Raw genomic sequence first — 21,630 nt, 5'->3', positions numbered from 1 at the left:
AACGGATCAATCCAGCAGCGCCAGCGCTTGCGCGGTAACTTCCTGGATGCGGGCCCAGTCGCCGTTCTTGACCCACTCAGGGTCCAGCATCCAGCTACCGCCCACGCACATCACGTTTTTCAACGCCATGTAGTTTTTGATGTTGGCCGGGCCAACACCGCCGGTCGGGCAGAACTTCACTTCGCCGAACGGGCCACCGAGGGCCTTGATCGCGGCAACGCCACCGCTGACTTCGGCGGGGAACAGCTTGAAGCGGCGATAACCCAGGCCATAGCCTTCCATGATGCCGGAGGCGTTGCTGATGCCTGGCAGCAGCGGGATCGGGCTGTGCACCGAGGCTTCCAGCAGGTCACGGGTAATGCCGGGGGTGACGATAAATTGCGAACCGGCCACCTCGGCCGCTTCGAGCATATGACGGTCGAGCACGGTGCCGGCACCGGTGCACAGTTCCGGGCGTTGCTCGCGCAAGACCTGAATGGCTTTGAGGCCGAACTCGGAACGCAAGGTCACTTCCAATGCGGTCAAACCACCGGCCGCCAAGGCATCCGCCAGCGGCAGGATGTCCTGTTCGCGGGCGATGGTGATCACCGGCAGAATCCGCGCCTTGGCGCAGAGGCTGTCGATCAGGGCAACTTTATCCGCCATGGATACGGTCGGTTGAGGGCTGTTCATAGCGGCTGATCCTTGGCTCATGGGCACCAGTAAATCTCTAGAGTGGGTTGCAAAAACGCGCGAATCGGCATGGCAGCAACGTCATCACTGGCCAGCGCGGCGCTCAAGGTGGTCAATTTCGAACTGCCGGCAATCGACAGTACGGTGTAGTTCGCCGTGGACAGCAAGGCGCGACTCATGGTCAGGCGCTGGTGCGGCACGGTCGGCGCCAACATCGGCCAGCAACGGCGGGTACCGTTGGGTTGCAGGGCGTCGCTCAGGTTCGGGCTGTTGGGAAACAGCGACGCGGTGTGGCCGTCATCGCCCATGCCCAGCACCAGCACATCAATGGCTGGCAGCTCGCCCAGCAAGCGATCGGCCTGCAAGGCTGCCTCTTCAAGATTGGCCGCGGCGCTGTACAGGCTCAGGAACCTGGCCTTGGCCGCCGGGCCTTGCAACAAGTGCTGCTTCAACAGGCCAGCGTTGCTGTCGGCATGCTCCACCGGCACCCAGCGCTCATCGGCCAGGGTGACGGTGACCTTCGACCAGTCCAGGCCCTGCTTGGCCAGGCTCTGGAAGAACGCCACAGGGCTGCGGCCGCCGGACACGACCAGGGTCGCATCGCCACGGGCACTGATGGCTGCGCGCAGCTGTTCGGCCACGTCGTTGGCCAGGCCATCCGCCAGCAAGGCGGCTGTACGGTACTCATGGGCCGTCACGCCCTGAGGCAGTTTCAGTTCAGATATCGCCATACCACGACCTCCCATCCCGCGTGATCAGTGCAATCGAGCTCATCGGCCCCCAGGAACCCGCCGCATACGGCTTGGGCGCATCACCGGACTTCTTCCACCCGGCGATCAACTGGTCACACCACTTCCACGCGGCTTCGATTTCATCTTTGCGGACAAACAGGTTCTGATTGCCGCGCATCACTTCCAGCAACAACCGCTCGTAGGCATCGGGAATGCGTGCGCTGCGATAGGTGTCGGAAAAATTCAATTGCAGCGGGCCACTGCGCAGTTGCATGCCCTTGTCCAGGCCCTGCTCCTTGGTCATCACACGCAAGGAAATACCTTCATCCGGCTGCAGACGGATGATCAGCTTGTTGCTGATCTGCAGGCGCTGCTCGGGAGCGAAGATGTAGTGCGACGGCTCCTTGAAGTGGATGACGATCTGCGACAGCTTTTGCGGCATGCGCTTGCCAGTACGCAGGTAGAACGGCACACCGGCCCAACGCCAGTTACGGATATCGGCCCGCAGGGCGACGAAGGTTTCGGTGTCGCTCTGGGTGTTGGAATTCTCTTCTTCCAGGTAACCCGGCACCGGCTTGCCGGCGCTGTAGCCGGCGATGTACTGGCCGCGCACCACTTGGGTGGTCAAGCCATCCGGGCTGATCGGTGCCAGGGCCTTGAGCACCTTGACCTTCTCGTCTCGAATACTGTCGGCGGACAGGTCGGCCGGCGGGTCCATGGCGATCAGGCAAAGCAGCTGCAGCAAGTGGTTCTGGATCATGTCCCGCAGTTGGCCGGCCTTGTCGAAGTAACCCCAGCGGCCTTCGATACCGACCTGCTCGGCCACGGTGATTTCCACGTGGGAAATGTAGTTCTGGTTCCACTGGGTTTCGAACAGGCTGTTGGCAAACCGCAGTGCGATCAGGTTCTGGACGGTTTCCTTGCCCAGGTAGTGGTCGATGCGATACGTGCGGTTTTCCGGGAAAAACTGCGCCACGGCGTCGTTGACCTTGCGCGAGGACTCCAGGTCGGAGCCGATGGGCTTTTCCAGGACCACGCGGGTATTTTCAGCCAGGCCGACCTTGGCCAGGTTTTCGCAGATCGCGCCATATACCGCCGCCGGCGTGGCGAAGTAGGCGATCAGTCGTTGCTCGCCTCCGACTTTTTCAGCGAGGGCGACGTAGTCGTCAGCCTGCATGAAATCGACATGCACATAGACCAGGCGCGCCAGGAAGCGCTGGGCCACGGTCTCGTCCATTTCCTTGCCGACGTAGTTGCGCAGTTCTTTTTCAATGTGGGCCAGGTGCTGTTGCTCGGACCCGGCTTCACGGGCCAGGGCCAGGATGCGCGTGTCGTCGTGCAAGAGCCCGGCGCCATCGAGTTGATAGAGGGCAGGAAATAACTTGCGCAGCGCCAGATCACCCAAGGCGCCAAACAGGGCAAAGGTGCAGGGTTCTACGGTTATCGAAGGCATGATGTTTGTTCTTTTATCAAGTTAAGCTACAAATACCTTTTTTCAAGGTATCACTCAAGGAAAAATGTAGTAATAACCACAACATTTTCCCAAAATATGCATTCCGAGTGGTGGTGTTCAGCTACCCTCAGTAGGATAGGCCACCTCAAAGGGCCGCTCGTCGATTGGTTGCTGCCCTTAATATTTGCATCGTCGCCCGAAGGAAAGACTGAATGGACCGCGTGCGAAATCTTCTGGAACAGATCCAGAACCGCCTCGAAGAATTAAACAAGGCCGAGCGCAAAGTCGCTGAAGTCATCCTGCTTAACCCGCAGCAGGCCACCCGCTTCTCGATCGCCGCCCTCGCCCAGGCCGCCTCGGTCAGTGAGCCGACAGTCAACCGTTTCTGCCGTTCGTTCGGTGTCAGCGGTTACCCTGAACTGAAATTGCAGTTGGCGCAAAGCCTGGCCAGTGGCGCGGCCTATGTCAGCCGCGCAGTGGAGGCCGATGATAACCCTGAGGCGTATACCCAGAAGATCTTCGGCAGCGCCATTGCCTCCCTGGACAGCGCCTGCCAGGCCCTGGACCCTGCCCTGATCAGCAAGGCCGTGGACTTGCTGATCCAGGCGCGGCAAATCCACTTCTTCGGCCTGGGCGCCTCGGCTCCGGTGGCCATGGACGCGCTGCACAAGTTTTTCCGCTTCAACCTGGCGGTGACCGCGCATGCCGACGTGCTGATGCAGCGCATGATCGCTTCGGTGGCCCATACGGGCGAGCTGTTTGTAATCATTTCCTACACCGGGCGTACCCGCGAGCTGGTGGAAGTGGCGCGTATCGCACGCAGCAATGGTGCTTCGGTGCTGGGCGTGACTGCCGAAAACTCACCGCTGGCCAAGGCCAGCACCGTGAGTCTGAACATTCCGCTGCCGGAAGACACCGACATCTACATGCCGATGACGTCGCGGATCATCCAACTGACGGTACTGGATGTGCTGGCGACCGGCATGACCTTGCGTCGCGGGGTGGATTTCCAGCCGCATCTGCGCAAGATCAAAGAGAGCTTGAATGACAGCCGGTATCCGGTGGGCGACGAATTCAACTAGCCACTGATCGTTCCCACGCTCCGCGTGGGAACGCCACTCTGGACGCTCTGCGTCCGCTGCTGAAAGTCGTGACGCGGAGCGTCACTGGATGCATTCCCACGCGGAGCGTGGGAACGATCTAAAGCCCACACAGACATCTGATCGTTCCCACGCTCTGCGTGGGTACGCCGCCCTGGACGCTCCGCGTCCGCTGCTGGAAGTCGTGACGCGGAGCGTCACTGGATGCATTCCCACGCGGAGCGTGGGAACGATCTAAAGCCCACACATGACATCTGAGCGTTCCCACGCTCTGCGTGGGAACGCCGCCCTGGACGCTCTGCGTCCGCTGCTGAAAGTCGTGACCCGGAGCGTCACTGGATGCATTCCCACGCGGAACGTGGGAACGATCTAAAGCCCACACACGACATCTGATCGTTCCCACGCTCTGCGTGGGAACGCCGCCCTGGACGCTCTGCGTCCGCTGCTGGAAGTCGTGACGCGGAGCATCACTGGATGCATTCCCACGCGGAGCGTGGGAACGATCTAAGCTCCGGCTCTGGCCTGCAAGCTCAGATGCGCCCTCTCCCCCGGCGCCAGGCTGGCTCCGGCCATTGCCGACTCCACGCACACAAACCCCGACGCCTCATTGAAACTCACGCCCAGCAACGGCCGGCTCCCCGGATGCCACACCACGGTGTCCGCGCTGTCGCCGGTGTCGATACACAGTTCGCGCTGCCAGGCATGGTCTTTGAGATGCAATTCGCCCTCATGCTGGAACACCCGCTGGCAGCCACCGTCCACTCGCAACTCACCTTCCTGCTGGCAGACCTGACGGTTGAGCTGGTCATAACCTTGCGCCCCATCGAGCCCAGACAGCGCTACCTCATCAACGTGACCAATACGCCAGTAAGCGTGCAAAGCATGGCTCAACTGGCAAGGGAGTTCGTCCTGATGTTCAGTGCTCAGGCGCAATTCCAGGGTTTCGCCCAGGTGCGCATGCAGGTCGACCTGCCAGTCGCACAGGCGTAATTGCCAGTGCAGACGCACACCATCGTCGTCGCTGCTGCTGTCGAGCAGCTTCCAGTCGATCAGCCGCGCCCAGCCATGGGACGGCCATGCGTTTTCACTTGGATGGCGGCCATACCAGGGCCAGCACACCGGCACACCACCACGAATGGCCCCCACCTGTGGCCACTTGGCTGCACACCACAACCAGGGTTTCTGGCCGTGCGGCTGGAAATGCAACAGTTGCGCCCCCTGGCGACTGAACACCGCCTGGCACAGCGGATGATCGATCACCAATACGTCGCGCATCTGAAAGCGCTCCCAGGCGAACACCGGACGCTCGCGCAGGGATTTGAAAAAGCGTTGCAGCGGATGCTCATGCATGTGCCACGGTCCTGAAGATCATCACAGTGCGCCCCAAAAAAAGCGGGTAGCCATGGCTACCCGCAAAATGCGCACAGAGAGAAGGAGCTTATCGCAACAGCGTTAGAACGTAGACTGAATTTTCAGGCCCGCTACCAACGCGTTGTCGACCTGGTCGACGCCACCTGGGTTCTTGATGTATTGCAGGTTAGGACGCACGGTCAGCCAGTTGGTGACGTGGATGCCGTAGTTGAGCTCGACGTTGTACTCAGTGTTACGCAGAGGCGCGTAACCCGCCTGGCTGTAGTCGGTGAAACCACCCGCCTCATTGAGCAACTCGGAGTTTTTCTTCACGTCACTGTTGGCGTGGATACGGGAAATACCAATACCGACGTCATCTTTGGCACGGGCATCAAATGGCCCTTTGTACACCAGCATCAGCGACTGGTAGTTATCGACCAGGTTGGTGTCTTTATCGTGGAAGGTCGCGTTGGCGGCAATGTTCAAGCCGCGCGAAGCATCACCGTTATGGGTGGTGAGTTGCTGTTGCGCAACGAACCAGTAACCGGTTTTGCTGCTGCGCAGACGGTAGGTTGCGCCGGTGGTGGCCGCATCGTTACCATTGACGTCTTCACGTACATCGCTGGCGTCGGCCGCGCTCTTGTAGTAACCCACACGGTATTCGCCCGGCAGGTTGTTCACCTTCGGCAACCAGACCAATTCCACCGGAATCACAGTACCCTTGGTACCGCTGCCGCTGAGCTTGAAGCCATTACCGTGCTCCAGCTGCGACGGGTTCTGGTTGTACGCACCGATTTGCGCATACAGCTCTGGCGTGATGTTGTACTTCAAGCGGATGGCAGCCTGGGCCACCGGCCAGTTGTACCAGGTGTTGACGTAGTTACCCACTTGCGAGCCGCAGAACGACAGGTTCTGGAAGTCGCATGGGAAGGTGTTGAAGTCTTCGCCTTCGCCGAAGTAGCCGAGTTTCACGTCCAGCTTGTTGTCGAACATCTGGTGCTGGATCCAGAACTGGGTCAGACGCACCATGTGGCCACGGCCATAGACTTCCATGGACGAGCTCAGCGTGCCGGCACGCGGGTCGCCGATACGGTCGTTGGAGATGTTCTGACCATTACGGTTGGTCAACTGGATCTTGGCCTGGGTGTTGTCCCAGCCCCACAGTTTCTGCAGGTCCAGCGCCACGCCCAGACCGAACTGGTCGGAGTAACGGCCAGTCTTGTCGTCGTTGTAGCCGCCATGCAGGTTGGCGCCCATTTCACCCACGTAGTCAGCCTTGATGTCGATACCTTGCTCGATCAGCTTGGTCCGCTCGCCGCCCCAATCACCGGTCATCCACTTGGAATCGGCACTGAATGCATCGGCCGCCATCGCATTGGCGGACAGTACAAGGGCTGCTGCTGCTGACAGTTGGCAGATCAGCCGGGTGTTGTTGTGTTGCTTTTTCATCCCTACATCCTCGTCTTTATTGTTATTAAACTGTTTTTATCTAACGCGGGTTACATTTTTTATCTAAAACAACAAGTTATAGACTCAACGACCTTTGAATTGGGCCACGTTGCCGGTGTGCCCGAGGGCAGGCGATGCGGCAGCAGTGCCCAGACGCTCGCCAGTGTTGGCGTCGAACAACAGGACCTTGGCCGGATCGAATTGCAGGGTCAGGGTCTCACCGACCTGGGGCGCCACATCGGGTGCCAGGCGGCAGCAGACCTTGGTGTCGTTGAGTTGCACGAACACCAAGGTGTCCGGGCCGGTCGGTTCGGTGACCTGGACTTCGGCACGAATGCTCGACGCGCTGTCGCCCTCGCCGTTGGCCAACATGATTTGCTCCGGGCGCAGGCCCAGGATCACGTCGCGGTCTTCCAGGCCGGCATCCGACACATTGAGCGCCAACTCGCAGCGGGCCTGGCCGCTATCGAGCAGCGCCACCAGGCGACCGTCCTTGCGCTGCAAGCGCAGCGGTACGAAGTTCATCGGCGGCGAACCGATAAAGCTCGCGACGAACTGGTTGGCCGGGTCGTTATAAATCTCTTTCGGCGTACCGAACTGCTGGATGATGCCGTCCTTCATCACCGCCACTTTGTCGCCCAGGGTCATCGCTTCGATCTGGTCGTGGGTCACGTAGACCGTGGTGGTTTTCAGGCGCTGGTGCATCAGTTTCATTTCGGTGCGCATCTCGACCCGCAGCTTGGCGTCGAGGTTGGACAGCGGTTCGTCGAACAGGTAGATCTTCGGACGACGCGCCAGGGCACGGCCCATGGCCACGCGCTGTTGCTGGCCACCGGACAATTGACCCGGCTTGCGATTGAGCAGGTGTTCGATCTGCAGCAGCTTGGCCACGCGCGCCACTTCGGCGTCGATATCGGCCTGGGGCATCTTGCGGATTTTCAAGCCGAACTCGATGTTCTCGCGCACGCTCATGGTTGGATACAGCGCGTAGGACTGGAACACCATGGCGATGTCACGGTCCTTGGGGCTCATGCCGCTGACGTCCTGATCGCCGATCATGATCGCACCGCCGGTGATGGTCTCAAGCCCAGCGATGCAGTTCATCAGCGTGGATTTACCGCAACCCGAAGGGCCGACCAGGATCAGGAACTCACCTTCCTTGATCGACAGTTCGATGTTCTTCAAGGTGTCGGGCAAGCCGGCGCCATAGGTCTTGTTTACATTGCGAAGTTCAAGCGTAGCCATGATTACCCCTTGACCGCGCCAGCCGTGAGGCCGCGCACGAAATACTTGCCTGCGATCACATAGACCAGCAGGGTCGGCAGCCCGGCGATCATCGCCGCCGCCATATCCACGTTATATTCCTTGGCCCCGGTGCTGGTGTTGACCAGGTTGTTCAGCGCCACCGTGATGGGCTGGGAGTCGCCGCTGGAGAACACCACACCGAACAGGAAGTCGTTCCAGATCTGGGTGAACTGCCAGATCAGGCAGACCATGATGATCGGCGTCGACATCGGCAGAATGATCTGACGGAAGATGGTGAAGAAACCCGCACCGTCCAGCCGTGCGGCCTTGATCAGCGCGTCAGGAATGCTCACGTAGTAGTTACGGAAAAACAGTGTAGTAAACGCCAGCCCGTAGACCACGTGTACAAACACCAGGCCGGTGGTGGTGCTGGCCAGGCCCATCTTGCCGAGGGTGAACGACGCGGGCAGCAGCACGGTCTGGAACGGCAGGAAGCAGCCAAACAGCAGCAAGCCGAAGAACAGCTGCGAGCCTTTGAAGCGCCAGAACGACAGCACATAGCCGTTCAGTGCGCCAATGGCGGTGGAAATCAGTACGGCCGGAACGGTGATCTTGATCGAGTTCCAGAAGTAGCCGTCCACGGTGGCCCAGGCCTTGACCCAGCCGATACCGCTGACCACGGTCGGCCAGCTCAACAGGTTGCCGGTGCTGATATCTTCCGGGGTCTTGAAGCTGGTCAGCAACATCACTACCAGCGGCACCAGGTACAGCAGCACCGCGAGGATCAGCACCGCATAGATCGCGATGCGGCTCAGGCTGATGGCAGGTTTGGAAGCGAGACTAGTCATGACGCTTGGTCCTCAGCTCGGAATACAGGTAAGGCACGATGATCGCGAGGATCGCGCCGAGCATCAGGATTGCACTGGCCGAGCCCATGCCCATCTGGCCACGACTGAAGGTGAACGAGTACATGAACATGGCGGGCAGGTCGGACGAGTAGCCCGGACCACCGGCCGTCATGGCGGCGACCAGGTCGAAACTCTTGATCGCAATGTGCGCCAGGATCATCACCGCACTGAAGAACACCGGGCGCAGGCTGGGCAGCACCACGCTCCAGTAGATGCGCGGCAGGCTGGCGCCGTCGATCTGCGCGGCACGGATGATCGATTGATCAACACCACGCAGGCCCGCGAGGAACATCGCCATGATGAAGCCGGAGGCTTGCCACACGGCGGCAATCACCAGGCAGTAAACGACGCGGTCAGGGTCGATCAGCCAGTCGAGACGGAAGCCTTCCCAGCCCCAGTCCCGCAGGAGTTTGTCCAGGCCCATGCCCGGGTTGAGCAGCCATTTCCAGGCGGTACCGGTGACGATCATCGAAAGCGCCATCGGGTACAGGTAAATGGTGCGGATAAAGCCTTCACGACGGATCTTCTGGTCGAGGAAAATCGCCAGTGTCACGCCGATCACCAAGGTGATACCGATAAACATCCCGCCGAAAACCGCCAGGTTCTTGCTCGCCACCCACCAGCGGTCGTTGTCGAACAAGCGCGCGTATTGCGCAAGGCCGGCCCAGGTGTAGTTAGGCAGGAACGTGGAGGTGGTGAACGACAGCACGAACGTCCACAGGATGTAGCCGTAGAAGCCCACCAGAACGATGAACATGCTGGGCGCCAGCACCAGTTTGGGGAGCCAGCGCTGCAGTGCATCGAACGGCGAGGCCTTGCTGAACACAGCAACAGAACTCATGGGAAAATCCAGTACAGGGAAAAAGGACTACAAGAGCATGCCTCGTGAGGGGTCAGGGGGTTTCCCCTCACAAGGACCAGCCGTGCTAACCGTTACTTCGCAGACTTGATCGCAGCGCCAAGTTTCTTGGCGGTGTCGGCCGGGTCGGCTTTCGGGTCGTTGATGTAGTTGGTTACGACATCAAAGAACGCACCTTGCACGGCCAGGGTGGTGGCCATGTTGTGCGCCATGCTTGGTTGCAAGCCGCCGGTCTGGGCGTCAGCCAGGAAGTCCTTGGCCGCAGTCTGGGCGCAGGAGTCGAAGCCAAGCTTGTCCATTTCATGGAGCATGTCGTTGCGCACAGGGATCGAGCCCTTGTTGATGCTGAACACTTTCTGGAAGTTTTCACCCAGCACCACTTTGGCGATGTCCTGCTGACCGGCCTGAGTGCCCTTGTCTTTGACCTTGAACACCGCCAGGGAGTCGATGTTGTAAGTAAAGGCTTTGTCGGTGCCCGGGAAGGCTACGCACTCGTAGTCTTTGCCGGCGACTTTCTTGGCGGCAGTCCATTCGGACTTGGCCCAGTCACCCATGATCTGCATGCCGGCCTTGCCGTTAATGACCTTGCCCGCTTCGAGGTTCCAGTCCTGGCCTTTACCGTCGACGTCCATGTAGGTCGCGACTTTCTTCAGTTCGGTCAGGGCCTTGACCATTTCCGGGCCGGTCAGCGCGGCGTTGTCCAGGTCAACCAGGGCTTTCTTGTAGCCATCAGCCCCCATCACCGACAACACCACCGCTTCGAATACGGTGCTGTCCTGCCAAGGCTGGCCACCGTGGGCGAGCGCAATGAAGCCCGCGGCCTTGAGCTTGTCACCGGCAGCGTAGAACTCTTCGAGGGTGGTCGGGTTCTTGGTGATACCGGCTTTCTTGAAGACTTCCGGGTTGATCCACAGCCAGTTCACGCGGTGGATGTTGACCGGCACGGCAACGTAGTTGCCCTCGTACTTGACGGTATCGGAGACTTTCTTGTCGAGCAGGGAGTCCCACTTTTCTTCTTTGGCGACGTCTTTGAGCACGTCAGTGTCGAGCAGGCCGGTGGATGCCCATTCCTGGATGTCCGGACCTTTGATCTGAGCAACGCCTGGTGGGTTGCCGGCGACCGCACGGCTTTTCAGCACGGTCATGGCAGTGGCGCCACCGCCACCTGCAACAGCGCCGTCCTTCCAGGTGAAGCCGTCTTTCTCAACTTGGGCCTTCAGGACATCTACGGCCGCTTTTTCACCGCCGGAGGTCCACCAATGCACAACTTCAACCGTGCCTTTCGAGTCGGCGGCAAATGCACTGAGGGGAAACAACGAGGCAATGGAAATAGCGACGGCGAGGCGATTAATCGCGTTCATCTGAGTACCTTTTCTTGTTGTTATGCATGCAAGTCTAGAGCTTGCGCTGCACGGAGTTTAAACAGGGATGTTCAGGGCGCAGGTAACAAAGGGACGCACAAATGTCACCACCTTGTGACATACAGGCCCCGACCTAAAGCACTGGTCATACTGGGTGACAGAGGGAGTGCGGGCAGCACCACCGCTTGCCAGGCATGGTACAGGTCCGGCTTGCCACCCCAAATGTTGCTGCTGGGTTGGTTGTGCGGGTCGAGTTCGTGGTGCCAGCTGCCGTGGGTCCTGTCGATAAAGTGGGTCTCGCAGAACTCCCAGAAGCGTCGGTACCACATCTCGTAATGCGCATCAGCGGTACGCTTGAGCAGTGCCTGGGCAGCGGCACTGGCTTCGGCGTGGGTCCAATGCAAGCGTTCGCGTACCACCGGGCGCTGGTTCCAATCCAGGGTGTAGACGATGCCGGGGGCGCCATCCACGGCCCAGGCGTGCTCGCAGGCGCTGGCGAACAGGCCTTGAGCATCGCTCACCAGCCAGTCCGGCGTGACCAGCCCGGCTTGCAGACGCGCAGCCTCCAGGTGCAGCACCAGCCGCGCCCACTCAAAACCGTGACCGGGGGTGATGCCGTAAGGGCGAAAGCCGTCGGCCGGGTTGTCTTCGTTGTAACCGGGCAGCGGTTGCCAAAGAGTGTCGAAATGCTCGATCACCATGAACCGATTAGCCGCCGCATGGGTGTGGATAACCCGCTCGACGATACGCAGCGCCCGGTCCAACCAGCATCGATCACCGGTGACATCGGCCAGGGCCAGGAATGCTTCGGTGGCGTGCATGTTGCTGTTGGCACCGCGATAGGCTTCGACACCGGTCCAGTCCCGGGCAAAGGATTCGAGCATCACGCCCTCCTCCTCGCTCCAGAAGAATTGGTCGATGACATGGATGGCATCGTTCAACAGGTCCTGTGCACCTGGCGCGCCGGCCACCACCGCCGAGCTGGCGGCCAGGGCGACGAAGGCATGCAAATAAGCCGCTTTACCGTGGTTGCCATCGCGGGCATTGGGGGTGGCGAACCAGCCGGCGTGCTCACTGTCGCGCAGTGGCCCTCTGAGCGCCGCGACGCCGTGGGCGACCAGGTCGGCGTAACCCGGCAGCCCCATGACCTGGGCCATGGCGAAACTATGGGTCATGCGCGCGGTGTTCATGGTTTCGGCGTAGGCATCGGCCGGCAGTTGGCCTTTGTCATCGAGATTGCCGAAGCCGTCAGGCAGTCGAGAGGCTTTGGCAAATGCCAACAGGCGCTGCCCTTCGCCGGCAAGCCAGGCGTGATGGGCAGGTGCATTCAGCCAACTGCTGGCAGGCAGTGGTTGGGTGGTCATGGGTGGCCCTTGTTTTTTTTATGGGATGACCGAGTCTAAACAAGGGCGAAAGAGGGGCAAGTAACGAAGCTGATGGTAAATGTCACCAAGCGGTGACATTTACCATCAAGTTTTACTGACCGAGCGGCGTAGCAGCCGCTGGCGCATTGAGACGTTGATTCAAGTTCTGCACCTGGCTCTGCAAGGTGGTGATGTTGCGCGTGGTCTGGATGCGGAACACGTCGAACTCTTTATTGGTTGGTGCGTCGCTGTTGGCGGGCTGGTTTTCCTGTGCGCTCTTGAGTACCAGCAGGTCCTGCTCGATGCGCGCAATGGCCGCGCTCGGATTGCCCTGTTTCTTCAAGGCCGCCACGTCGTTCGCCAGTTCCTTGGTCTCACCCTGCGCCGCCTTGAGGCTGGCGACGGCATCGGTCAACGCCTGGACCTGGCCTTGCAACTTCGCATTGGCATTCGCAAGCTCGGTGGCATTGGTGGTCATTTGCGCCAGGCGCTGGTCCAGTTCGCTCGCCTGACCGGCCACGCCCACTTGTTGCTTGCCCTGCTCCAGCAATTGGGTTTCCAGCTGCTTGATCTGCAACTTCAGCGCTTCACTGCCGTTGTTGACGTTGGCCTCACTGGCCACGACCTTGCCGGAAATATCCTGCAGGCGCCCCGCCGCTTCCTCGCTGATGCGCGCGAAACTCTCCTGGGTGGCGACCAACTGCTGGCCCATCAGGGAAATCTGCTGGAAGCTCCACCAGGCCAGACCGGCAAAGGCGATCAGCAGCGCACCGACCAAGGCCCACAACGGGCCGGTGCTGGCTCTTTTGACATTGACCACCTTGGTGTTGCGCGAGCGCACGGAGGTGGCGGGAGTCGGCACGAAATCATCGTCATCCCCTTGATCGGCCCGCAGGGTGGGAACGTTGTCGAATTCGTCGTTGGCGTCGTTACGCATGAATCTACCTTGAATCAATGAGATGGCTAGCTGGAAGACCGAGCGCCGGGATTATAAACCGCGTTCCCCGCGCACTGGTCGACCCGGAACCACGAATTCGGTTCCCGATGTGTCGCTGCTGGTGAAACTACTTGAGGCCGGGGTCCTGGGCCTTCCACCAAGCGCAGAACTCGTCGAGCGCGGTCCACAGGCTGACCTTGGGCTCGTAGTCCAGATAATGCCTCGCCTGACTGATGTCGAGGGTGAAATCTTTGTTCATCACCTGCATGCCCAGGCGTGACAGCGCCGGCTCCGGACGACCCGGCCACATCGCGCAAAACGCTTCGTTCAACGCCGCCACGCTGTAGGACAAGCCGTAAGACCGATAACGGGTGACCTGCGGCAGGTCCATCTGGCGCATCACGTAGTTCACCACGTCCCACACCGGCACCGGCGTGCCGTTGCTGATGTTGTAGGCCCGGCCCAACGCCGAACCTGGGGCCAGCAAGCTGCTGAGGAGAGCTTCGTTCAGGTTGTGCACGCTGGTGAAGTCGACCTTGTTCAGCCCGTCGCCGACAATGGCCAGGCGATTCTTGCGCTGCATCTTCAGCAAACGCGGGAAGATGCTCATATCGCCGGCGCCGGTCACAAATCGAGGGCGCAAAGCCAGCACTTCCAGGCCGAACTCCTGGGCGCCGAAGACTTTCTGTTCCGCCAGGTATTTGGTGGCGGCATAGGGGTGCTTGAAACGCTTGGGCACCTGTTCTTCGGTCAACCCCAGATGATCGCGCCCGTCAAAGTAGATCGACGGTGACGACAAGTGCACCAGGCGCCCGACCCGTTGCTTGAGGCAGGCTTCAACGACATTTTCGGTGACCAGCACATTACCCTGATGAAAATCCTGGTACTTGCCCCACAGCCCGACAGCGCCGGCGCAGTGCACCACGGCTTCGACGTCGCGGCACAGCTCGCGCACCAGGTCGGCATCATTCAAATCACCCTGGATAAACTCGGCACCGCGCCTGACAAGGTGCTCGACCCCCTCGGCACGTCGCCCGTTGACCCGCACGTCCAGGCCCTGCTCCAGGGCGAAACGCGCAAAACGCCCGCCGATGAAGCCGCTTGCGCCGGTGACCAGAATTTTCATGAAGCCTCCTACGGATGCAGCTGCCAGCGTCAAGCCTCAAGCTACAAGTTAAAAACGATCCGCAAGCTTTTCTTGCAGCTTGCAGCTTGACGCTTGTTACTGCTGATAGGGCACCAACCATTGGCCACAGGCCTGGGCCAGATGGTCGGTCAACAGCCCCAACAACTGCCCGCCACTGCGCCAATGATGCCAGTACAGCGGCACATCGATGGGCTTATCTGGCAACAACTCGACCAGTACGCCTTTCTCCAATTGATCACGCACCTGTAATTCGGGCACCAGGCCCCAGCCCAGGCCGGCCTCTGTCAGGCGAATAAAACCTTCGGACGAGGGGCACAAATGGTGCTCAAAACCACCGTCCACACCGAGGGATGCCAGGTATCGGTGTTGCAGGAAATCATCCGGACCGAACACCAAAGCCGGCGTACGCGCCAGTTGTTCGGCCCGCACGCCCTCGGGAAAGTGCCTGGCAATAAAGGCCGGACTGGCCAGCGCGCGATAACGCATGGCGCCGAGCAACAGGCTGCGCGCTCCCGCCACAGGGCGTTCGCTGGCGCAGATACAGGCCGCCACTTCGCCGGCCCGCATGCGCTTGAGGCCCACGGTCTGGTCCTCCACCACCAAGTCCAGCAACAAATGCTGCTCGGCGCAGAAATCGCTGACCGCCTGCGCCCACCATGTGGCGAGGCTGTCGGCATTCAGGGCGATGCGCAGCCGCTCAGGCATACCTTCCTCGTCCAGTGCGGGCACCTGGCTTTGCAGGTCACGCTCCAGCAACCGCACTTGTTGGACGTGGTTGAGCAGCCGCCGGCCGATATCCGTAGGCGTCGGCGGCGTAGCCCGCACCAGCACCGGTTGGCCGATGCGCGCCTCGAGCAACTTGATACGCTGGGAAATCGCCGACTGCGACAACCCCAACACCTGCGCACCGCGCTCAAAGCCCGCCTGTTCCACCACCGCCGCCAGGGCGGAGAGCAATTTATAGTCGAACATCAGTTTCTCTAATGAGCGATCAGCAATATTGGTTTTTCTTATACAGCCTACCCGATGAAAATGACCAGCATTGCTTCGTCGTATTTCACCTCTTCACGTTCGAAAGGAACCTTCACATGGCTGGCGAAACCGCCCTGGCAACCCTGCTGCGCAGCATGAGCCCGCAGTTGCATGAGGGTGACTACGTGTTCTGCACCCTGCCCGACCGACGTATTCCCGAAGGCTGCGAGATCATCGGCAGCTTTCGCGAGCAGGAAGGCCTGACCCTGATCCTCGAGCGCCAACAAGCGCAACAAGCCGGCTTGGCTTTCGAGTATGTCGCGGCCTGGATCACCTTGAACGTGCATTCGGCCCTGGAAGCCGTGGGCCTGACCGCCGCTTTCGCCAGTGCGCTGGGCAAGGCCGGCATCAGTTGCAACGTGATCGCCGGCTACTACCACGACCACCTGTTTGTCGGCCGCGCCGACGCCGAGCGCGCGCTGGGGGTTTTACGGCAATTGGCAGCGGACGCGGACGCGGACGCGGAGTAAACCCTATGTGGCAAAGTTATGTGAACGGACTGCTGGTGGCGCTTGGCCTGATCATGGCGATCGGCACGCAGAACGCCTTTGTATTGGCGCAAAGCCTGCGCCGTGAGCATCACCTGCCGGTGGCGGCCCTGTGCATCGTGTGCGATGCCATCCTGGTGGCCGCCGGGGTGTTCGGCCTGGCCACGGTGCTGGCCCAGAACCCACTGCTGCTGGCGATTGCCCGCTGGGGCGGCGCGGCGTTCCTGTTGTGGTATGGCACCTCGGCGCTACGTCGGGCGTTTTCAAAGCAAAGCCTGGAACACGGCGACGCCTTCAAGGCGCGTTCACTGCGCGCTGTCTTGCTCAGTGCCTTGGCGGTGACGCTGCTCAACCCCCATGTGTATCTGGACACCGTGCTGTTGATAGGCTCCCTGGGCGCTCAGCAAACCGAACCGGGCGCCTATGTGGCCGGTGCGGCCAGCGCCTCGTTCCTGTGGTTCGCCAGCCTGGCGCTGGGCGCGGCGTGGCTGGCGCCCTGGTTGGCACGCCCGGCAACCTGGCGCCTGCTGGACCTTTTGGTCGCTGTGATGATGTTCAGCGTGGCCTATCAATTGATCAGCGCCTGACGAATATTCCAAAACGCTCTGGAACCTCTATCCCACACAGTTGTTGCGTGGTTTTGCCACACCCCCGGTGCTATGATCCGGACCCTGCGCCGCAAAGAGTTCAAACTCCCCGGCGCTTGTTTGGCCGCCCGTGATCGGCCTTGCGCTCACCGCAACTGACCTGATTAGGAGAATCATCATGGCTTTCGAATTGCCGCCGCTGCCGTACGCACACGATGCCCTGCAGCCGCACATTTCCAAGGAAACCTTGGAATACCACCACGACAAGCACCACAACACCTATGTCGTGAACCTGAACAACCTGGTGCCTGGCACCGAGTTCGAAGGCAAGACCCTGGAAGAGATCGTCAAATCCTCTTCGGGCGGCATCTTCAACAACGCCGCTCAGGTCTGGAACCACACCTTCTACTGGAACTGCCTGGCGCCAAACGCCGGCGGCCAACCGACCGGCGCCCTGGCTGAAGCCATCAACGCTGCGTTCGGTTCGTTCGACAAGTTCAAGGAAGAGTTCACCAAGACTTCCGTCGGCACCTTCGGTTCCGGTTGGGGCTGGCTGGTGAAAAAGGCTGACGGTTCCCTGGCCCTGGCCAGCACCATCGGCGCCGGCAACCCGCTGACCAGCGGCGACACCCCGCTGCTGACCTGCGACGTGTGGGAACACGCTTACTACATCGACTACCGCAACGTGCGTCCAAAGTATGTGGAAGCGTTCTGGAACCTGGTCAACTGGAAGTTCGTGGCTGAGCAGTTCGAAGGCAAGACCTTCACTGCCTAAGCAACACTTGCAGTAGAAAAAGCCCGGCGAATGCCGGGCTTTTTCATGGGCGACGGAACTGAGCGAACCGGCAACGCCACCCAGGCATGCAGAGGAATTCGCCTCTCATACCTGTCGGAGAATTAACTATGTCTATTGGAGCACTCGCCGCGCTGCCCCTCATCGGCGACGTCGCCAAAGCCGCTGGAGATATCACCAGCGCCGTCACCCCGCTTGTCCAACCCTTCGCCGATGTACTGGCCAAGGCGCTGGGCAACGCTCTGGAGCCTCAAAACAAAAACCTGGATTTTTCGAGTCTTCAAGAAACGACAAAGCGTACGTTGACCTTCTGATACCGACTGCGCCCCTTGCAGGCGGATGCAAATCCGCCCTGCACCACCTGATGACCGACTTCAAACCTGCTTTGCCCCAATGTTCCTTTGACTGACACCCCGAGATTGCCAATACTCATGGCATATTGAGGCTACCCGCATGGAACAAGGAATGACCCTTTGAAGCTGGAACTCAAAAACAGCTTGTCGGTGAAGTTGCTACGGGTTGTGCTGTTGTCGGCATTGATCGTGGGCGTGGCGTTGAGCGTGGCGCAGATCGTTTTCGATGCCTACAAGACACACCAGGCCGTGGCGGGCGATGCCCAACGCATTCTCGACATGTTTCGCGACCCCTCGACCCAGGCCGTCTACAGCCTGGATCGCGAGATGGGTATGCAGGTTATCGAGGGTCTGTTTCAGGACGACGCCGTGCGCATGGCCTCCATTGGCCATCCCAACGAAACCATGCTCGCGGAAAAAAGCCGCGCCTTGCAGCAATCGCCCACCCGTTGGCTGACCGATCTGATTCTGGGCCAGGAACGCACCTTTACCACCGCATTGGTCGGCAAAGGCCCCTACAGCGAATATTACGGCGACCTGAGCATCACCCTGGACACGGCCACCTACGGCAAAGGTTTTATTGTCAGCTCGGTGATCATCTTCGTGTCCGGCGTACTGCGCGCCTTGGCCATGGGCCTGGTGCTGTACCTGGTTTATCACTGGCTGCTGACCAAACCGCTGTCGCGGATTATCGAACATCTGACATCAATCAACCCGGACCGGCCCAGCGAACACAAAATCCCCCAACTCAAGGGCCATGAACGCAATGAGCTGGGGTTGTGGATCAACACGGCCAACCAGTTGCTCGAATCCATCGAGCGCAATACCCACCTGCGCCATGAGGCCGAATCCAGCCTGCTGCGCATGGCCCAGTACGACTTTCTCACCGGCCTGCCGAATCGGCAGAAGCTGCAGGAGCAGTTGGACAAGATCCTGACCGACGCCGGCCGCCGACAACGTCGCGTGGCAGTGCTGTGCGTCGGGCTGGATGACTTCAAGAGCGTCAACGAACAGTTTACCTACCAGGCCGGCGACAAATTGCTGCTGGCACTGGCCGACCGTCTGCGTGCCCACAGCGGCCGCCTCGGCGCCCTGGCCCGCCTGGGGGGCGACCAGTTCGCGCTGGTTCAGGCCGATATCGAGCAGCCTTACGAGGCCGCCGAGCTGGCACAAAGCATCCTGGATGACCTGGAGGAGGCCTTCGCCCTCGACCAGGACCAGATCCGCCTGCGCGCTACCATCGGCATCACGCTGTTTCCGGAAGACGGCGACAGCACTGAGAAGCTGCTGCAAAAAGCCGAACAAACGATGACCCTGGCCAAGAGCCGCTCGCGTAACCGCTATCAGTTCTACATCGCCAGCGTCGACAGCGAAATGCGCCGCCGCCGCGAACTGGAAAAAGACCTGCGCGATGCCCTGAGCCGGGACCAATTCCACTTGGTGTACCAACCCCAGATCAGTTACCGCGACCACCGCGTGGTCGGCGTGGAAGCGCTGATCCGCTGGCAGCATCCGGAACACGGCCTGGTACCACCCGACCTGTTTATCCCCCTGGCGGAACAGAACGGTACGATTATTCCGATTGGCGAGTGGGTACTCGACCAGGCATGCCGACAGTTGCGCGAATGGCACGACCTGGGTTTCACCGAGCTGCGCATGGCGGTCAACCTGTCCACCGTGCAGTTGCACCACACCGAATTGCCGCGGGTGGTCAACAACCTGATGCAGATCTACCGCTTGCCGCCCCGTAGCCTGGAGCTGGAAGTCACCGAGACCGGCCTGATGGAAGACATCAGCACCGCCGCCCAGCACTTATTGAGCCTGCGACGCTCCGGCGCGCTGATCGCCATCGATGACTTCGGTACCGGCTATTCGTCGCTGAGCTACCTGAAAAGCCTGCCTCTGGACAAGATGAAGATCGACAAGAGCTTCGTCCAGGACCTGCTCGATGATGACGACGATGCCACCATCGTGCGCGCCATCATCCAGTTGGGCAAAAGCCTGGGCATGCAGGTGATTGCCGAGGGCGTTGAAACTGCCGAGCAAGAGGCCTACATCATCGCCGAGGGCTGCCATGAGGGGCAGGGTTACTACTACAGCAAACCCCTGCCGGCCCGTGAGTTGGCGGTGTACTTGAAACAATCCGAGCGCAATAACGCGGCGATTCTTTGACCGTGCAAAGCAATACCAAATATTTCCCGCGTATAACGCTTTACACAAAATGCAAATCTTTCGCATTATGTCGCAGTTTTGCGCGCCCTCGCGTGCCCCAACCCCAACCGAAGCAGGATGTTCGCCATGATTCGTATGCCCCTGGCCACCGCCAGTCTGCTGGCCCTTGCCATTTCTCTCGCCGGTTGCGGCGAAGGTAAAGACAAGGCGGCCGCGCCTCAAGCACCCGCAGCCGCCAGCAGCACCGCACCTGCGGCGGCTCCGGCTGGCCAGGTCGACGAGGCAGCCGCCAAGGCCGTGGTCGCGCATTACGCCGACATGGTGTTCGCGGTGTACAGCGACGCCGAATCCACCGCGAAAACCCTGCAGACCGCAATCGACACCTTCCTCGCCAACCCGAACGACGAAACCCTGAAAGCCGCCCGCGCCGCTTGGGTTGCCGCCCGTGTGCCGTACCTGCAGAGCGAAGTGTTCCGTTTCGGCAACACCATCATCGACGACTGGGAAGGCCAAGTGAACGCCTGGCCTCTCGATGAAGGACTGATCGACTACGTCGACAAATCCTACGAGCACGCCTTGGGCAACCCGGGCGCCAACGCCAACATCATCGCCAACACCCAGATCCAGGTGGGCGAAGACAAGGTCGACGTGAAGGACATCACCCCGGAAAAACTCGCCAGCCTCAATGAACTGGGGGGGTCCGAAGCCAACGTCGCCACCGGCTATCACGCGATCGAGTTCCTGCTCTGGGGCCAGGACCTCAACGGCACCGGCCCAGGCGCGGGCAACCGCCCGGCGTCGGACTACATGACCGGCGACGGCGCCACCGGCGGCCACAACGAGCGTCGTCGCACCTACCTGCGCGCCGTGACCCAATTGCTGGTCAGCGACCTGGAAGAAATGGTCGGCAACTGGAAGCCCAACGTCGAAGACAATTACCGCGCCACCCTGGAGTCGGAACCTGCCACCGACGGCCTGCGTAAAATGTTGTTCGGCATGGGCAGCCTGTCCCTGGGTGAGCTGGCCGGTGAGCGCATGAAAGTCTCCCTGGAAGCCAACTCGCCGGAAGACGAGCAGGATTGCTTCAGCGACAACACCCACAACTCGCACTTCTACGATGCCAAAGGCATCCGCAACGTCTACCTGGGCGAGTACACCCGCACCGACGGCACCCAAATGACCGGCGCCAGCCTGTCGTCGCTGGTGGCCAAGGTTGACCCGGCGGCCGACGCTGCGCTGAAGGCTGACCTGGCTGCCACTGAAGCGAAGATCCAAGTCATGGTCGACCACGCCAACAACGGTGAGCACTACGACCAACTGATCGCCGCCGGCAATGACAAAGGCAACCAGATCGTGCGTGACGCGATTGCCGCGCTGGTCAAGCAGACCGGCGCGATCGAAACCGCCGCCGGCAAGCTGGGCATCAGCGACCTGAACCCGGATAACGCGGATCACGAGTTCTGATCCGAGCCGCATTGAACAAGGCGACCTTCGGGTCGCCTTTTTCATACGCCCTATCTACCACCACAAATCCCTTGTGGGAGGGGGCTTGCTCCCACATTTTGACCCGGGTCGCCCTGGCCCCCTCGGTTTACAAGACTCGCACCATGGGTAGAATGGCGCCACTCC

The 21,630-nt window shown here is 60.5% G+C and carries 20 protein-coding genes; 7 read left to right on the top strand and 13 right to left on the bottom strand.

Annotation, left to right across the window (positions count from 1 at the left end; genetic code table 11):
- Positions 1-6 precede the first annotated feature (6 nt).
- The 3 genes from ACQRBV_RS13945 to zwf are packed head-to-tail and all read right to left on the bottom strand — an operon-like array spanning position 7 to position 2,856.
- On the bottom strand, positions 7-672 hold the full coding sequence (locus ACQRBV_RS13945) for a bifunctional 4-hydroxy-2-oxoglutarate aldolase/2-dehydro-3-deoxy-phosphogluconate aldolase (protein WP_060754123.1): 666 nt from the start codon (positions 670-672) through the stop codon (positions 7-9).
- Positions 673-689: 17 nt separating this feature from the next.
- On the bottom strand, positions 690-1,403 hold the full coding sequence (gene pgl / locus ACQRBV_RS13940; protein ID WP_090368947.1) for a 6-phosphogluconolactonase: 714 nt from the start codon (positions 1,401-1,403) through the stop codon (positions 690-692).
- Positions 1,390-2,856 carry a glucose-6-phosphate dehydrogenase gene (gene zwf / locus ACQRBV_RS13935; RefSeq protein ID WP_161549357.1) on the bottom strand — a complete coding sequence of 489 codons (1,467 nt, stop codon included), beginning with the start codon at positions 2,854-2,856 and terminating at the stop codon, positions 1,390-1,392. Before zwf ends, pgl begins: the two co-directional genes overlap by 14 nt.
- Before the next feature lie 221 nt (positions 2,857-3,077).
- On the opposite strand from zwf, the gene ACQRBV_RS13930 reads away from it, so the two are divergent.
- Complete coding sequence (locus ACQRBV_RS13930) at positions 3,078-3,938, top strand: MurR/RpiR family transcriptional regulator (protein WP_174554056.1); 861 nt, start codon at positions 3,078-3,080, stop codon at positions 3,936-3,938.
- Positions 3,939-4,460: 522 nt separating this feature from the next.
- Here the strand turns inward: ACQRBV_RS13930 and ACQRBV_RS13925 are convergent.
- From ACQRBV_RS13925 to ACQRBV_RS13880, 10 genes are all read right to left on the bottom strand, one after another.
- A complete protein-coding gene (locus ACQRBV_RS13925; RefSeq protein ID WP_060754127.1) occupies positions 4,461-5,306 on the bottom strand; it encodes a D-hexose-6-phosphate mutarotase in 846 nt (281 codons plus the stop codon).
- A 102-nt stretch (positions 5,307-5,408) separates the two neighbouring features.
- Positions 5,409-6,755, bottom strand: coding sequence for a carbohydrate porin (locus ACQRBV_RS13920; protein ID WP_411984766.1), 1,347 nt, complete (start codon positions 6,753-6,755; stop codon positions 5,409-5,411).
- Positions 6,756-6,839: 84 nt separating this feature from the next.
- Entirely contained in the window at positions 6,840-8,000 is a 1,161-nt protein-coding gene (locus tag ACQRBV_RS13915; protein WP_090368940.1) for an ABC transporter ATP-binding protein, read from the bottom strand.
- A 2-nt stretch (positions 8,001-8,002) separates the two neighbouring features.
- The gene (locus tag ACQRBV_RS13910; RefSeq protein WP_060754130.1) at positions 8,003-8,848 is read right to left on the bottom strand and encodes a carbohydrate ABC transporter permease; all 846 of its coding nucleotides are present in this window, start codon (positions 8,846-8,848) and stop codon (positions 8,003-8,005) included.
- The gene (locus tag ACQRBV_RS13905) at positions 8,841-9,749 is read right to left on the bottom strand and encodes a carbohydrate ABC transporter permease (protein ID WP_060754131.1); all 909 of its coding nucleotides are present in this window, start codon (positions 9,747-9,749) and stop codon (positions 8,841-8,843) included. The genes ACQRBV_RS13910 and ACQRBV_RS13905 overlap by 8 nt, the downstream gene beginning before the upstream one ends.
- A 92-nt stretch (positions 9,750-9,841) precedes the next feature.
- Positions 9,842-11,128, bottom strand: a complete 1,287-nt coding sequence (locus tag ACQRBV_RS13900) for an ABC transporter substrate-binding protein (protein ID WP_060754132.1) — start codon at positions 11,126-11,128, stop codon at positions 9,842-9,844.
- A gap of 104 nt (positions 11,129-11,232) precedes the next feature.
- The gene (locus ACQRBV_RS13895; RefSeq protein WP_411984767.1) at positions 11,233-12,492 is read right to left on the bottom strand and encodes an AGE family epimerase/isomerase; all 1,260 of its coding nucleotides are present in this window, start codon (positions 12,490-12,492) and stop codon (positions 11,233-11,235) included.
- A gap of 112 nt (positions 12,493-12,604) precedes the next feature.
- Positions 12,605-13,429, bottom strand: a complete 825-nt coding sequence (locus ACQRBV_RS13890) for an ATPase (RefSeq protein WP_411984768.1) — start codon at positions 13,427-13,429, stop codon at positions 12,605-12,607.
- 127 nt (positions 13,430-13,556) lie between these two features.
- Positions 13,557-14,555, bottom strand: coding sequence for an NAD-dependent epimerase/dehydratase family protein (locus tag ACQRBV_RS13885; protein ID WP_090368932.1), 999 nt, complete (start codon positions 14,553-14,555; stop codon positions 13,557-13,559).
- Positions 14,556-14,651: 96 nt separating this feature from the next.
- Positions 14,652-15,548, bottom strand: a complete 897-nt coding sequence (locus ACQRBV_RS13880) for a LysR family transcriptional regulator ArgP (RefSeq protein WP_060754136.1) — start codon at positions 15,546-15,548, stop codon at positions 14,652-14,654.
- Positions 15,549-15,664: 116 nt separating this feature from the next.
- On the opposite strand from ACQRBV_RS13880, the gene ACQRBV_RS13875 reads away from it, so the two are divergent.
- From ACQRBV_RS13875 to ACQRBV_RS13850, 6 genes are all read left to right on the top strand, one after another.
- Positions 15,665-16,078 carry an ACT domain-containing protein gene (locus tag ACQRBV_RS13875; RefSeq protein WP_411984769.1) on the top strand — a complete coding sequence of 138 codons (414 nt, stop codon included), beginning with the start codon at positions 15,665-15,667 and terminating at the stop codon, positions 16,076-16,078.
- Between the two features lie 5 nt (positions 16,079-16,083).
- The gene (locus ACQRBV_RS13870) at positions 16,084-16,683 is read left to right on the top strand and encodes a LysE/ArgO family amino acid transporter (RefSeq protein WP_060754138.1); all 600 of its coding nucleotides are present in this window, start codon (positions 16,084-16,086) and stop codon (positions 16,681-16,683) included.
- Positions 16,684-16,861: 178 nt separating this feature from the next.
- The gene (locus ACQRBV_RS13865; protein ID WP_003212997.1) at positions 16,862-17,458 is read left to right on the top strand and encodes a superoxide dismutase; all 597 of its coding nucleotides are present in this window, start codon (positions 16,862-16,864) and stop codon (positions 17,456-17,458) included.
- Between the two features lie 128 nt (positions 17,459-17,586).
- On the top strand, positions 17,587-17,790 hold the full coding sequence (locus tag ACQRBV_RS13860) for a hypothetical protein (RefSeq protein ID WP_104994666.1): 204 nt from the start codon (positions 17,587-17,589) through the stop codon (positions 17,788-17,790).
- 159 nt (positions 17,791-17,949) lie between these two features.
- Entirely contained in the window at positions 17,950-20,001 is a 2,052-nt protein-coding gene (locus ACQRBV_RS13855; protein ID WP_411984770.1) for a putative bifunctional diguanylate cyclase/phosphodiesterase, read from the top strand.
- 126 nt (positions 20,002-20,127) lie between these two features.
- Entirely contained in the window at positions 20,128-21,465 is a 1,338-nt protein-coding gene (locus tag ACQRBV_RS13850) for an imelysin family protein (RefSeq protein ID WP_060754141.1), read from the top strand.
- Positions 21,466-21,630 lie beyond the last annotated feature (165 nt).

Source organism: Pseudomonas sp. R11F (genome assembly GCF_050312575.1).
GTDB classification, from domain to species: Bacteria; Pseudomonadota; Gammaproteobacteria; order Pseudomonadales; family Pseudomonadaceae; genus Aquipseudomonas; species Aquipseudomonas palleroniana.
This window is presented reverse-complemented; position numbering and strand designations above follow the sequence as displayed.

Coding starts and splice junctions, on each gene's coding strand:
- ACQRBV_RS13945 (WP_060754123.1), bottom strand. CDS start 672: ATGAACAGCCCTCAACCGACCGTATCCATGGCGGATAAAGTTGCCCTG.
- pgl (WP_090368947.1), bottom strand. CDS start 1,403: ATGGCGATATCTGAACTGAAACTGCCTCAGGGCGTGACGGCCCATGAG.
- zwf (WP_161549357.1), bottom strand. CDS start 2,856: ATGCCTTCGATAACCGTAGAACCCTGCACCTTTGCCCTGTTTGGCGCC.
- ACQRBV_RS13925 (WP_060754127.1), bottom strand. CDS start 5,306: ATGCATGAGCATCCGCTGCAACGCTTTTTCAAATCCCTGCGCGAGCGT.
- ACQRBV_RS13920 (WP_411984766.1), bottom strand. CDS start 6,755: ATGAAAAAGCAACACAACAACACCCGGCTGATCTGCCAACTGTCAGCA.
- ACQRBV_RS13915 (WP_090368940.1), bottom strand. CDS start 8,000: ATGGCTACGCTTGAACTTCGCAATGTAAACAAGACCTATGGCGCCGGC.
- ACQRBV_RS13910 (WP_060754130.1), bottom strand. CDS start 8,848: ATGACTAGTCTCGCTTCCAAACCTGCCATCAGCCTGAGCCGCATCGCG.
- ACQRBV_RS13905 (WP_060754131.1), bottom strand. CDS start 9,749: ATGAGTTCTGTTGCTGTGTTCAGCAAGGCCTCGCCGTTCGATGCACTG.
- ACQRBV_RS13900 (WP_060754132.1), bottom strand. CDS start 11,128: ATGAACGCGATTAATCGCCTCGCCGTCGCTATTTCCATTGCCTCGTTG.
- ACQRBV_RS13895 (WP_411984767.1), bottom strand. CDS start 12,492: ATGACCACCCAACCACTGCCTGCCAGCAGTTGGCTGAATGCACCTGCC.
- ACQRBV_RS13890 (WP_411984768.1), bottom strand. CDS start 13,429: ATGCGTAACGACGCCAACGACGAATTCGACAACGTTCCCACCCTGCGG.
- ACQRBV_RS13885 (WP_090368932.1), bottom strand. CDS start 14,555: ATGAAAATTCTGGTCACCGGCGCAAGCGGCTTCATCGGCGGGCGTTTT.
- ACQRBV_RS13880 (WP_060754136.1), bottom strand. CDS start 15,548: ATGTTCGACTATAAATTGCTCTCCGCCCTGGCGGCGGTGGTGGAACAG.
- ACQRBV_RS13875 (WP_411984769.1), top strand. CDS start 15,665: ATGGCTGGCGAAACCGCCCTGGCAACCCTGCTGCGCAGCATGAGCCCG.
- ACQRBV_RS13870 (WP_060754138.1), top strand. CDS start 16,084: ATGTGGCAAAGTTATGTGAACGGACTGCTGGTGGCGCTTGGCCTGATC.
- ACQRBV_RS13865 (WP_003212997.1), top strand. CDS start 16,862: ATGGCTTTCGAATTGCCGCCGCTGCCGTACGCACACGATGCCCTGCAG.
- ACQRBV_RS13860 (WP_104994666.1), top strand. CDS start 17,587: ATGTCTATTGGAGCACTCGCCGCGCTGCCCCTCATCGGCGACGTCGCC.
- ACQRBV_RS13850 (WP_060754141.1), top strand. CDS start 20,128: ATGATTCGTATGCCCCTGGCCACCGCCAGTCTGCTGGCCCTTGCCATT.